The organism is Bacillus sp. CDB3 (genome assembly GCF_002081505.1).
In the GTDB taxonomy this organism is placed as follows: Bacteria; Bacillota; Bacilli; order Bacillales; family Bacillaceae_G; genus Bacillus_A; species Bacillus_A cereus_AT.
In genome coordinates this window covers 80928-93557 of the sequence record NZ_ALBR01000010.1, presented here as the reverse complement: position 1 = coordinate 93557, position 12630 = coordinate 80928, and the positions used below count along the sequence as shown (strand labels likewise).

Below are 12630 nucleotides of genomic sequence, written 5' to 3'. Positions count from 1 at the left end.
TAGTAATTTATTTCTAGTTTGTTGTTATTGTTACTTAGTTTAGTAGTAATTAGTTACAACTAAATAATAGTAATAAAGTCGCTACTCGTACTATATAGCAGTGCACTTTTATTACGCTAACGCTTGTGCTAGATCTTCAATTAGATCTTCACCGTCTTCAATACCAACAGAGATTCGAATTAATGTATCTGTAATTCCCAATTCTTTACGGCGATCTGCTGGGATTGATGCATGTGTCATTTGAGACGGGATAGAAATTAAACTTTCTACTGCTCCTAAACTTTCAGCAAGTGTGAAGTACTGTAACTTCTCAAGTACTCTATTTAAAGTTTCCTCACTATCTACATCAAATGAGATGATAGCACCAAATCCATTTGCTTGTTCTGTTGCTAGTTCATGGTTTTGATGGGATTCAAGACCTGGATAATATACTTTATTTACTTTTGGATGGTTATTTAAAAACTCGGCAATCGCACGTGAATTCGTTTCATGTTCTTCCATACGAATTCCTAATGTTTTTAAACCACGAAGTAGTAAGAAGCTATCTTGTGGGCCAAGAATACCTCCTGTTGAGTTTTGTACAAAGTGAAGGTCTTCTGCTAATTGCGGGCTATTTACAACTACTAGGCCTGCAACTACGTCACTATGTCCTCCTAAATATTTCGTTGCACTATGAAGCACAATGTCTGCTCCTAAAGAAATTGGCGACTGCCAATATGGCGTCATGAATGTGTTATCAATAATTGTTAATAAATCTTTCTCTTTAGCAAGAGCAGATATTTTCTTAATATCAGTAATTTTTAGTAATGGGTTCGTTGGTGTTTCTACATAAATCGCTTTCGTATTTGGGCGAATCGCTTCTACAACTTCCTCTAGGTTTGTTGTATCTACAAATGTATGCTCAATACCGAAGCGGTTTAATACTTTCGTAATAACACGGTACGTTCCGCCATAAACATCATCTGTTAAAATGACGTGGTCACCTTTTGAGAACAACATAATTGTTGCTGTAATAGCAGCCATTCCTGAACCAAATGCAAATCCAGCATGACCGTTTTCTAATACAGCAATCATTTCTTCTAAAGCTGCACGTGTTGGATTGCCTGTACGTGAATATTCATATCCTTGATGCTTACCAACTGCTTCTTGTTTATACGTACTTGTTTGATAAATCGGTACGTTTACAGATCCAGTTGAAAGTTCTCCTATGCGAATACCATGAATTAACTTTGTCTTTGCTCTCATTTTTTATTCCCATCCTTTGTATATGTCTTTACTTAAATAGCGCTCACTACTATCAGGAAAAATCGTTACAATATTTGTACCTGGTGTTGCTTTCTCTGCCTCAAGTAAGCTCGCATGAAATGCTGCTCCTGAAGAGCTCCCAACGAGAAGGCCTTCTTTTTGCGCTAACTCTTTCACTCGTAAAAATGCATGTCGATCAGAAATTGTATGAATTTCATCAAAATAAGATGTTTTTAAAAATGGCGGGATGAATTCAAGACCAATCCCTTCTGTTTCATGTGAACCAGCTTTACCACCATTTAAAATAGATCCTTCTGGTTCTACAATAACCGTCTTAATATCAATGTTTTTCTCTTTTAAATAGGACGCAGTTCCCATAAACGTACCGCCAGTTCCTGCCCCTGCAACAAATATGTTAATTTCTCCATTCAATGCATCCCAAAGTTCAGGACCTAATGTTTTGAAATAAGCACGAGGGTTTGCTTCATTCGCAAACTGACTTGGAGAGTATGAATTCGGTATTTCATTTACTAATTCTTTTGCCTTTGCAATTGCGCCGGTCATTCCTTGCTCAGTCGGTGTATGCACGACCGTTGCACCTAGCGCTTTCATTAATTCTTGCTTTTCAACACTAAATTTCTCTGGTACACAAACGATGACGCGTAAATCATGTTCTAACGCTGCAAGTGCCAGTCCAATGCCAGTATTTCCAGCCGTCGGTTCAATAATTGTTCCGCCCTGGGTAACAAGCCCTTTTTCTAATGCATCCTCAATTAATTCTCTTCCTAAACGATCCTTAACGCTTCCGCCTGGGTTGTAAAATTCAAGCTTTGCAAATAAACGGACTCCTTTCGGAAGTGAAAAACGAGTAATTTCTACGATTGGTGTATGGCCAATCAACTCATGAACTCCACGATATACATTCATCGTGTTCTCCCCCTTATTTGCCAATAAAGAAAAGGCAACTGTATGTATTTTCTTTATATGAGACAGTTGCCTTTTTGTTACATTACTTTAACTCTTCTAGTACTTTTACGATAAAGTTTGTAGAATGAAGAGCTGCTTGATCTAAAAATTGATCAAATGAAACATTTGATTCTTTACCAGCAATATCAGAAAGTGCACGAATAATAACAAACGGAACTTCATATTGGTGGCATACTTGTGCAACAGCTGCTGCTTCCATTTCTACTGCATAAAGATCTTCAAATTTATCACGAATTGCCGCAACGCGGTTCGGATCACTCATAAATGAATCGCCTGTTGCAATCATACCTTTTACAACTTGAATATTTTCTTCTGCCTGCATACATTTCTCAGCTAATGCAACTAATGCGTCATCAGCTTTAAATCCAGGCGGCATTCCTGGCACTTGACCATATTCATAGTTAAATGCTGTTACATCTACGTCATGGTGACGAACTTCTGTTGAAATAACCACATCTCCAACATTTAAAGAGTGATGGAATCCACCAGCTGAACCAGTATTAATTACTTTTTCAGGCTGATATCTTTCTAATAAAATCGTCGTTGACATCGCTGCGTTTACTTTACCAATACCAGACTTTAACAAGATTACTTCATGTCCTGCTAATAGCCCTTTCGTAAATTCACAACCTGCAACAGTTTCTGTTTCTGCTTGTTCTAGTTTGTCACGTAAAATACGTACTTCTTCTTCCATTGCTCCAATTACAGCAATTCTCAATCTAATCCCTCTTTCTATTGCTTAGTTGCCTCCATTACCCAAACGAAATGATTTAATCTCGTGAACGTTACATGGAAGCCATTGTTTTCAAAAATAGATTGCATGATAGGAATACGTGTATAGTATTCTGTTTGCAAATCGTTTGCTAACTGATGAAAACCTCTTTGTTTTGCTACTTCGACAGTTTTATCATATGCATCTTGATCTGCAAATATTGTATCAGCAAACACTATTTTACCACCTTTGTTTAGCAATTGACTATACTTCGCAATCGCTACGTCTTTTTCTTCATCTGTTAAATGATGAAATGCATAGGTGCTCACAATGGTATCAATTGAATTTGGAACTTCGAATGAAAGAAAATCACCTTCTGTAATTGAAAACTCTTGCGGCAATTTTTCTTTAGCAATAATGCGCATTTCACGTGACGGTTCTATACCGTAAACTGTACGACCAGCAAGTAATAATTTATTTGTTAAATTGCCAGTACCAACACCAAATTCTAATACGTTACCAAATGACTTGTTAACTACATCCTCTAAAATGTCCTCATAACGGGCGAAAACTTCTTTATATTGTATATCTTCACCTTGTACGAATGAGTCGTACGTATGAGCCCACTCATCAAATAAACCATTAAATTCTGTACCCATAAAAATTCCCCTTTTTCTTATCGGTTTTATCAGTATAATATGCCCTCTTTCTAAAAATGTCAATTGAAATGTACATGGTATTTCCTTCTTTTCTTTGTTACACTATAGGTGATTACATAGGAGAGGGGTCGTCTTCGTGTCATTTACCTTTGAAATGTTAGAAGATAAAGTAGAGTTTTTTGAAGCGGGAGACTTAGCTTCTTTAGAACGAAAAATTAGTGAACAAATCGATAATAATAAAGCACTTATGCTTGAGGTTCATCACATCTCGCATCAAATGGTTATGGATCCGGAAAGCAAAAGACCATATTATAGCGCGATTGTTCATTTTAAATTAAAAAAATTACGCTAACTAAAAAAGAGAAGCTCATAAGAGCTTCTCAGGCTGTGGAGAAAGTCTTCTCCACAGCCTGTTTTTGTGTCTGAACCTCTTTTTATGTGTCAACACTGATAAAAAAGAGGAAAAGGAGAGATTTCTTATGATGGGTGCTTTAAAAAATCATCGCGATGAACGTGTATCTGTTTCTGTAGAAGAGTTAGTTCCACAAGATCATTTCCTTCGTGCGATTGAAGCGACAATTCGTTTTGATTTTATTGAGGAGAAGTTACGCCCTTATTACTGTGAAAACAATGGACGTCCGTCAATCCATCCTATCGTTTTATTCAAAATGATGTTTATTGGATATTTTTATGGTATTCGTTCTGAGCGTCAATTGGAAAAGGAGATTAAAACGAATATCGCCTACCGTTGGTTTTTAGGGTTTTCTCTATCAGATACTATTCCAGATCATTCTACAATCAGTTGGAATCGCCGTACCCGTTTTATTCATACAAATATTTTCGAAGAAATTTTTGATGAGATTGTGAGGCAAGCGACGGAGAACCGGATGGTGGGAGGACGTGCACTGATGACAGATTCTACACATATTAAGGCCAATGCTAATAAAAATAAATTTGTACATAAATATAAAAAAGAAAAGGCAAAGTTTTATATAGATGAACTAGAAGCTGCGGTAATCGAAGATCGTGAGGTACACGGAAAAAAGAATTAAAACCTAGAAAGGAAAGTGATACCCCTACTAAAAAAACTCGTATAAGCACTACGGATCCAGATAGTGGATTTTTAATGAGAGATGGAAAACCGAACGGTTTTCATTTCTTAGATCATCGTACAACTGATGCGAAGTACAATATCATTACAGATACCTATATAACGGCTGGAAATATGGCAGATTCCGAGCCGTATTTAGCACGTCTACAAGCTCAAATTAATAAATTCGGATTTAAGGTGGAAGCTGTAGCTCTTGATGCAGGCTATTTTACAGGTTATATCTGTAAGAAATTATCAGAAAGAAATATATTTATGGTGATGGGGTATCGCCGATTTGGAAAGCGAAATAAAGAAGTACCGAAAAGCCAATTTAAATATGTAGAAGAAATGAATGCATTTGCTTGTCCGATGGGATGTATTTTAGAGTATGCGACAACGGATCGCGAAGGATATCGTCAATATAAATCGAATCCAGAAGACTGCGCTGTTTGTCCGCTACGTGAGGTGTGCTTTTCAAAGAAACAGAAACAAAAGTTATCACTCATCATGTATGGGAGAAATATAAAGATATCGCTAGAAAAAACAAGCTAACAGTTACAGGGAAAAAGTTGTATAAAGTACGCTGTTCAACTATAGAGCGAAGCTTTGCGGACGCCAAAGAACTCCATGGCTATCGATATGCTCGGTTTCGGGGGCTGAAGTCTGTCCAAATGCAGGCTTATCTCACCTCAGCTTGTCAAAATATGAAAAAAATAGCCCTCCATCTGACCAAAAAGGGTCTGGTGGAGGGCTATTTTTCTAAATTCTATTATTTTATGTTGTTTTCATTTGCTAAAATCAAAAAGATTTCAGAGTGTTGGGAACCCTAAAGGGTTTCCCAACACTCTGAGAAGCTCATAAGAGCTTCTCTTTTTTAGTTTAGAGTTTGAACAAGTACTGGTTTCCAGCCTTCATTGTCTACCCAATCAATATTTACATAATATTTTTTACCTGATTGTTTATCTTGTACGTTACCGTAAGCTTTATTCTTACCGTTATTTCCGATTCTATGAATAACTAATTGCTCTACTGGAACGTCAATTGCAGCGGAAATTGCTTGATTCATCTCATTCCAATCTGCTGTACCTTTTTTAAACGTCATCGCAGGTGTTGTGCCTTGCTCTGTACCTACTGGCTTCCAAGAAGATTTCGTATAAGCATCGGTTGCCTTTGGCTGTGTTTTTTCAGCTGGTGCTTTCTCGTTAGCTTTCGCTTCTTCTTCAGCTTTTTTCTGTTCTTCTTCAGCCTTTTGCTTCTCTTCTTCCTTCTTCTTAGCCTCTGCCTTCTCTTGCTCGTTCTTCTTCGTCTCTTCTTTACCTTTAGCTTTCTCAGCTTTATTCTCTTTTGTTGTTTGCTGAGCTACTTTTTTATCACTAGAAGACGCTTGCTCTTTTGTGTCAGGAACAAACAATTGATATGCTACAATAGCTACTGCTATTAATACAATAGCAATTGCAATATTTAAAACACCGTTTTGACGACGTTTTTGTTGTTTCTGTTGAAATCTAGATCCTCCTGCCATTCTTCAAACCTCCATGCAGTTTTTCATACTTGCTATTGTAACATTAAATCTAGAAAGGTTGAACATTTACAATAATATTTTCACGAAATGAAAACATTTCATAAATAATTGCAAGATTACTTTTCATTTTCTAATCTATGAATTGCTTCTACCAGTTCTGTAAAAACGGGTGTAACTACATTTTTGTTACTATCTGTTTCTATATCAACTACAACTAAAGCATATCTTGGATTTTCATATGGAAAATAACCTGCAAACCAGCGATTCACCTTTTCTCCTTTTCCTGTTTGTGCCGTTCCAGATTTTCCGGCAACGTTTAGTGGTAACGAACGGAACACTGTTCCCGTTCCTTTCTCCGCCGTTACAACAGCCCTTAATAACTCTTGTAGTTTTTTCACCGTTTCATAAGAAAGCTGTTTCCCAGTTAATTTATGATTTTCAAATGTAAAAAAATCGGTTCCATTTTTATATACTATTTTTTTTACAGCTTTCACTTCCAACTTCTCTCCATCTCTAGCAATTGTCGCCATCATATTCGCTATAGCTAGAGGCGACACGCGTACATCTTTTTGTCCAATCATCGTTTGAGCAATCGCTTTTCTACTAACTTTATTTTCTTCACTTCTCCAAATAACAGCATTCTTTTCTTCTGGCAATTGTTCAAATTCTGTTGCATGAAATACTGAACCTTTCCAACCAACCGTCTTACTTGCCCCTAGGGCCTCTAAATACGTCTCTAACACTTCTCTATCCTTTTGTATTAGTTCATTACCCAATAGGGCAAACGTCCGATTACAGCTTCTAGCAAAGCTTTCCTTAAAGTTTAATGACCCCATCATAACTTGTGGAAGATTTTCACCGTATAAATCCGTATTACAGTTAAATACACGGTTAAATCGCACCAAATTTTGATCAATTACCGCCGCTGCAACTACTGTTTTAAAAACAGATCCAGGAAAATGAGGAGTTAACATTTGATTTTCAAGTGTTGCTTTGTATGCGCTCCTATCATTCATCTGTAAAGATGGCTTACTTACCATTGCTAAAACTTCACTATTTTTTATGTCTAGTAATACTAACCCACCTTTTTTTATTCCGTTTTCATTTATAATCTTTTCAGCTTGCCGTTGTAACGTTTTATGTAGCGTTGTTTGAATAGTAACTGGATAAAATGGATTTCCTGGTGAAGTGTATTTTGCCTGTTTCCCGAAAATCGGCTCTCCTTGCCGATCCACTTGATATAGTACTTTTGCCTCTCCATCAGTAAGTAAAAATTCATCAAATGATTGTTGCAATCCGGAAATACCAATTGGCGTTTGTTCCGAAAGTTTTTTCATTTCTCCATAGCGCTTTTGAAATTCCTGTTCATTCTCTCCCACATCACCAATTAAATGATTTGTCTCTCCCATTTGCTTCAATCGAACTTCTGCTGCTACAATGCCTAAAGTATCTAACTGATTTACCTTCTCCATCTGCTCAACCGTTAATTGAAATGGGATATTCCCCCTTTGTAATATAAATGCTTTATTCTTACTTTTCATTTGCAGTCTTATCTCTTGTCTCGACAAACCAATGATATGCGAAATTTTCTCTAACATGTCATTTTTTATTTGTAAAAATGGAAAAATAATTAGAACTGGATATTTCTCTTCACCGATTTCCTTACCATTTCGATCTGTAAAGTGCCCTCTTCCATTATCCACTGTAAGTGATTGCGTTCGTTGCGTAACACTTTTTTCAATTAAATTGATATTTTGGTCAGTAAATGATTCCGTATCTAAAATCTGTATTTGGATTAAGCGACAAAGTAGTAAAAACATTACACTCATAAAACAAATTAACACAACTGTAATTCTCCGTTTTATTTTCATAAAAAACACCTCGTCTCATGTAGTTTAGACGAGGTGTTTCATCTTTTATACAAATAAAAAAATCACCCGTTTTTACACGAGTGATTTTTACGTTATTTTACAGAGATAATCTCTACTTGCATTTCTCCACCTGGAGTTTGGATTGCCACCTTCTCACCAATTTGCTTACCTAATAAGCTTTTTGCGATTGGAGAATCGTTAGAAATTCTTCCTTCAAATGGGTCTGCTTCTGCGCTACCTACGATTGTGTAAGATTCTTCATCTCCACCTGGTAACTCTTTAAATGTTACTGTTTTACCTAATGTAACAACTGTAGATTCTTCGCCGTTATCTGTGATGATAACTGCATTACGAATCATGTTTTCTAATTGTGTAATACGTCCTTCTACGAACGCTTGCTCATCTTTCGCCGCATCATACTCAGAGTTCTCAGAAAGATCTCCGAAGCTACGTGCAATCTTAATGCGCTCTACAACCTCTTTACGTTTTACCGTTTTTAAATCCTCAAGTTCGTTCTCTAGCTTTTGCTTACCCTCTTGCGTCATTGGGTATGTTTTTTCTGTTGCCATATTTTCCACTCCTTTTATATACCAATCCCCCGAAAAAAAGAGGAGTTCCATATGAAAACTCCCCCGCTTATATGTGTAGCGGAGGTTTCTAGCACGCCTGTACTAGCGGAGTTGTCACATACAACCCCTTATTCCCAATTCTTCTTTATATAAAGAAGATATGTATGGAAAGTTGATATAAATATGCCCTCACCTATATATAGATGAGGTTGCATGCTTCATTGTATTCGATAGGAAGGGAAAAAATCCCTTCCTATCGTATATCTTTTACTATGCTATTACAAATTTACTTTTTGTTCAAGAATTGTTGCAATTTTTGTCACCATAATATCAATTGCAACATGGTTTTGTCCACCTTCAGGGATAATAATATCCGCAAATTTCTTAGAAGGCTCAATAAATTGATTGTGCATTGGACGTACAACAGTTACGTATTGATCAATAACTGAATCCATCGTACGACCGCGCTCTTCAATATCACGCTGCATACGGCGTAAAATACGAAGATCCGCATCTGTATCAACGAATAGCTTAATGTCCATTAACTCACAAAGACGTGGGTCTTCTAAAATAAGAATTCCTTCTAAAATGATTACATCTTTCGGCTCAACTGGAATAATTTCTTCTGAACGCGTATGCAATGTATAGTCATATACAGGCTTATCAATTTGCTCATATGCAAGCAACTGCTGCAAATGTTCAATTAACAGATCATTATCAAACGCAAGCGGATGATCATAATTTGTTTTTAAACGCTCTTCCATTGGTAAATGGCTTTGATCTTTGTAATAATAATCTTGCTCCAAGATTAAAATGGAATGACCTTTAAAATGGTCAAAAATCGCTTTCGTTACACTTGTTTTTCCTGATCCTGAACCACCAGCGATTCCAATTACAACAGGCTTATTCGTCCCCATTCGACTACCACTCTTTCTTATTGAAGTATGTTTTTGCGCATCATATTATTCACATACACTGGTTGATCCACTTTGAATTTCACGATTTGCAACGGATGTCTCGCTGCATCTAATTCGTTTCCATCCTCATCCCAAATTTTCTCCACCGTCTGCGTAAAGTTTTCTATTTCTGGTCCAAAGAACTCCACTTCATGTCCTGGTTTGAAATGATTACGTTGCTCAAGCGTTACGATGCCCGTTTCTTCATTATAATCTAACACTAAACCAGCGAAATCATACGTTGTTTTCTTACTATGATTTCCAAACATTTGCTCTTGATGTCCTGGAACCCCTTCAAAGAATGCAGGAGCTGTGTCACGATTTGCACATTTATCAAGCTCATCTAACCACTCTTGTTTAAACTCAAAGTTATCCGGATCCGCACAATACGCATCAATTACTTTACGATATACAGTTGCTACAGTCGCTACGTAATGGATAGATTTCATACGTCCTTCAACTTTTAAGCTATCAATTCCAATTTCAATCATTTTCGGAATTGATAAAATTAAATTTAAATCTTTTGGACTCATCGCAAAGTGAGCATCTTCTTCTTGGAATAAAGGAAGCTCTTTTGCATCTTTATGTTGTGATACCGTTTGAACTAAATCATAGTCCCAGCGACAAGATTGACAACAACCACCACGGTTAGAGTCACGCGCTGTCATATGGTTACTTAATGTACATCTTCCAGAATACGCGATACACATTGCACCATGGACGAATGCTTCAATTTCAATATCAACTTTGTCTTTAATTTCTTTCATCTCTTCATAGCTTGCTTCACGAGCTAATACAAGACGATGTAAACCTTCTTCTTTCCAATACTGTGCTGCTTTCCAGTTGGATAGTGATTGTTGTGTACTTAAATGCACCTCAACAGAAGGCGCTACACGTTTACATGTCTCAATAATAAGCGGATCAGCAACGATAATTCCCGTTACGCCAGCTTTTTCAATCCCTTTTAAATATTCCTCTAGCCCGTCCATATTTTCATTATGTGCAAAAATATTTGTTGTTACATATATTTTTGCTCCATATTTCTTTGCAAATTCAACGCCTTCTGCCATGTCTTCCAGCGTAAAGTTACCTGCATTCGAACGAAGACCAAATTCTTGTCCACCTAAATATACAGCATCTGCCCCATAATGGATAGCTACTTTTAATTTTTCTAAGTTACCCGCAGGGATTAACAGTTCAGGTTTCTTCACAATAACGCGTTTGCCATCGATCACTCGTGAAATTTCTTGTACAGTCATTTCCTACACCCTCCTCGTTTAGTAAACCGTCTCTTTAAAGAAGAATCCTGTATCTAACGGACGATTTACTGGTTGCATTTCTTCTATCTCTTTATATAAATCGTCTTTCACGTCATAATACGCATCACGATCTTCTACACATAAATCAATTGCTTTACGATATTTCTTCGTTACCTCAATAATGTATTCAGAACTTTTTAGGACACCATCAATTTTTAAGCTATCGACTTCAGCATCGATTAGTTCCTCTAACTCATCAATGAAACAAATATCGTTCGGACTCATAATGTGAGTACCATTTTCATCCTCATAAATTGGATATTTATTATTACGCTCTGGATCATACAAGAACATATTCTCTTCATACTTTTTCTTTTCAATGTCGAGATTACGGCCTTGATACTCAAAGTAGTTTCCTACTAATGAACGCTTTGATTGGAACATGCAAGTCATACCGTGAATTTGCACTTCAAGTTCCACTTCCGCATTTTCTTTTAATTCAACAATTTCATCTAAGCTAAGTTCACGAGCTAATACAGCGCGTTTCGCCCCTCTTTGCCCCCAATAGTTACAAGTAAACCAGTTTGTTGCTGTCGTTTCTGTATTCCAGTGCAACTTCATGTTTGGTGCAACTTCACGAACAGCCATTAATACCGCTGGATCTCCGAAAACAATTGCATCTACATTTATCTCATTTAAAAATGCAACGTAGTCCGTTAATTCTTCTACTTTATCATTGTGGAACATCGCATTCATTGCAACGTATACTTTCACACCATTTTCATGTGCAATGTTTACAGCTTGTTTCACATCTTCACGTGAAAAATCTCCTGCTAAACGTAAACCAAACTTTTGTTCACCGATCATTACTGCATCTGCTCCTGCTTTTGCAAGAGGTTCGATATCCGCCACTGCTCTAGGCGTTATTAACAATTCAGGTTTCTTCATACCTTTGTCACCCTTTCTTTTTACTTACAGCCACTCCATCACCAATCGGGAAAATCGTTGTATCATATCCTTCATGGTTCATAAGCCATTCATTGTATGTCTTAATACGACGAATCAAACCACGTGTACGTCTATTTTCAATTTTCTCTTTTGTCGTTACAAGGCCATGGTACATAACATTATCTGAAATAATAACGCCACCAGGATTTAATAACGGTTCATATAAGTCAAAAAAGCGACGGTATTGCCCTTTCGCTGCATCAATAAAAATAACATCAAATGTTCCATGTTCTTTCACTTGTTCGCCTGTTTCTAAAGCATCACCGTAAATAACAGAAATGCGATCTGTTACTGGAGAACGTTCTATATATTCAAGTGCCTTTTCATATCGTTCGCGATTGCGCTCTACTGTCACAATACGTGAATTTGGAATAGCTTCCATCATACGAATACTAGAATAACCGATTGCTGTTCCAAGTTCTAAAATGCTTTTCGGTCCAATTAAACGTAAAAATTGCAGCATAAATTCCATTCCAAGTCGATCCATAATCGGCACATGGTTTTCTGTTGCATACTCTTCCATTTCAAGAATTAATTTATCTTTTGGATCAATAAATGATAATAGGTACTCGTTAACTGCATCCTCCATAATTGGTCCTCCTTATTTACATGGAGAAGTGCCTCTATGACGCGTCAATCTTTGTCTTTTCACACATAGAATGCAATAAAAATACAAGCCAGCTTCACCCTTAGCTTGTACGTCCCGTTTTGATATTAAAAACGATTCTTCTGCCAGTTTTTAACCCGATATA

The 12630-nt window shown here is 36.8% G+C and carries 12 protein-coding genes and 1 pseudogene; 2 read left to right on the top strand and 11 right to left on the bottom strand.

Features of this window, described 5'->3' with window-relative positions:
• Positions 1-111: 111 nt before the first annotated feature.
• From CDB3_RS02175 to CDB3_RS02160, 4 genes are all read right to left on the bottom strand, one after another.
• Positions 112-1245: a bifunctional cystathionine gamma-lyase/homocysteine desulfhydrase gene (locus tag CDB3_RS02175; RefSeq protein ID WP_128853349.1), complete on the bottom strand. Its 1134-nt coding sequence runs from the start codon at positions 1243-1245 to the stop codon at positions 112-114.
• Positions 1246-1248: 3 nt separating this feature from the next.
• Positions 1249-2172, bottom strand: coding sequence for an O-acetylserine dependent cystathionine beta-synthase (locus CDB3_RS02170; protein WP_128853348.1), 924 nt, complete (start codon positions 2170-2172; stop codon positions 1249-1251).
• 82 nt (positions 2173-2254) lie between these two features.
• Entirely contained in the window at positions 2255-2950 is a 696-nt protein-coding gene (gene mtnN, locus CDB3_RS02165) for a 5'-methylthioadenosine/S-adenosylhomocysteine nucleosidase (protein ID WP_128853347.1), read from the bottom strand.
• Between the two features lie 14 nt (positions 2951-2964).
• Positions 2965-3603 (bottom strand): class I SAM-dependent DNA methyltransferase, encoded by a 639-nt coding sequence (locus tag CDB3_RS02160; RefSeq protein WP_097830607.1) that lies wholly within the window; start codon positions 3601-3603, stop codon positions 2965-2967.
• Positions 3604-3739: 136 nt separating this feature from the next.
• Between CDB3_RS02160 and CDB3_RS02155 the strand changes: the two genes are divergently transcribed.
• On the top strand, positions 3740-3955 hold the full coding sequence (locus CDB3_RS02155; RefSeq protein ID WP_090977026.1) for a YrzA family protein: 216 nt from the start codon (positions 3740-3742) through the stop codon (positions 3953-3955).
• Positions 3956-4082: 127 nt separating this feature from the next.
• Positions 4083-5523: pseudogene (locus CDB3_RS02150) on the top strand (IS1182 family transposase).
• Between the two features lie 44 nt (positions 5524-5567).
• On the opposite strand, the gene CDB3_RS02145 reads toward CDB3_RS02150, so the two are convergent.
• From CDB3_RS02145 to CDB3_RS02115, 7 genes are all read right to left on the bottom strand, one after another.
• The gene (locus tag CDB3_RS02145) at positions 5568-6215 is read right to left on the bottom strand and encodes a YrrS family protein (RefSeq protein WP_128853346.1); all 648 of its coding nucleotides are present in this window, start codon (positions 6213-6215) and stop codon (positions 5568-5570) included.
• A gap of 116 nt (positions 6216-6331) precedes the next feature.
• A complete protein-coding gene (locus tag CDB3_RS02140; protein ID WP_128853345.1) occupies positions 6332-8086 on the bottom strand; it encodes a peptidoglycan D,D-transpeptidase FtsI family protein in 1755 nt (584 codons plus the stop codon).
• A 92-nt stretch (positions 8087-8178) separates the two neighbouring features.
• On the bottom strand, positions 8179-8655 hold the full coding sequence (gene greA / locus CDB3_RS02135; protein ID WP_000179964.1) for a transcription elongation factor GreA: 477 nt from the start codon (positions 8653-8655) through the stop codon (positions 8179-8181).
• A gap of 278 nt (positions 8656-8933) precedes the next feature.
• Complete coding sequence (udk, locus tag CDB3_RS02130; protein WP_000537077.1) at positions 8934-9572, bottom strand: uridine kinase; 639 nt, start codon at positions 9570-9572, stop codon at positions 8934-8936.
• 17 nt (positions 9573-9589) lie between these two features.
• Complete coding sequence (locus tag CDB3_RS02125; protein WP_000217960.1) at positions 9590-10870, bottom strand: peptidase U32 family protein; 1281 nt, start codon at positions 10868-10870, stop codon at positions 9590-9592.
• Between the two features lie 18 nt (positions 10871-10888).
• Positions 10889-11818, bottom strand: coding sequence for a peptidase U32 family protein (locus CDB3_RS02120; protein ID WP_128853344.1), 930 nt, complete (start codon positions 11816-11818; stop codon positions 10889-10891).
• 7 nt (positions 11819-11825) lie between these two features.
• Positions 11826-12467 (bottom strand): O-methyltransferase, encoded by a 642-nt coding sequence (locus CDB3_RS02115; protein ID WP_000389099.1) that lies wholly within the window; start codon positions 12465-12467, stop codon positions 11826-11828.
• Between the last annotated feature and the right edge of the window lie 163 nt (positions 12468-12630).

Bases quoted from the DNA above. Each gene is read 5' to 3' on its own strand.
- CDB3_RS02175 (WP_128853349.1), bottom strand. From the start codon at position 1,245: ATGAGAGCAAAGACAAAGTTAATTCATGGTATTCGCATAGGAGAACTT.
- CDB3_RS02170 (WP_128853348.1), bottom strand. From the start codon at position 2,172: ATGAATGTATATCGTGGAGTTCATGAGTTGATTGGCCATACACCAATC.
- CDB3_RS02160 (WP_097830607.1), bottom strand. From the start codon at position 3,603: ATGGGTACAGAATTTAATGGTTTATTTGATGAGTGGGCTCATACGTAC.
- CDB3_RS02145 (WP_128853346.1), bottom strand. From the start codon at position 6,215: ATGGCAGGAGGATCTAGATTTCAACAGAAACAACAAAAACGTCGTCAA.
- CDB3_RS02140 (WP_128853345.1), bottom strand. From the start codon at position 8,086: ATGAAAATAAAACGGAGAATTACAGTTGTGTTAATTTGTTTTATGAGT.
- greA (WP_000179964.1), bottom strand. From the start codon at position 8,655: ATGGCAACAGAAAAAACATACCCAATGACGCAAGAGGGTAAGCAAAAG.
- udk (WP_000537077.1), bottom strand. From the start codon at position 9,572: ATGGGGACGAATAAGCCTGTTGTAATTGGAATCGCTGGTGGTTCAGGA.
- CDB3_RS02125 (WP_000217960.1), bottom strand. From the start codon at position 10,870: ATGACTGTACAAGAAATTTCACGAGTGATCGATGGCAAACGCGTTATT.
- CDB3_RS02120 (WP_128853344.1), bottom strand. From the start codon at position 11,818: ATGAAGAAACCTGAATTGTTAATAACGCCTAGAGCAGTGGCGGATATC.
- CDB3_RS02115 (WP_000389099.1), bottom strand. From the start codon at position 12,467: ATGGAGGATGCAGTTAACGAGTACCTATTATCATTTATTGATCCAAAA.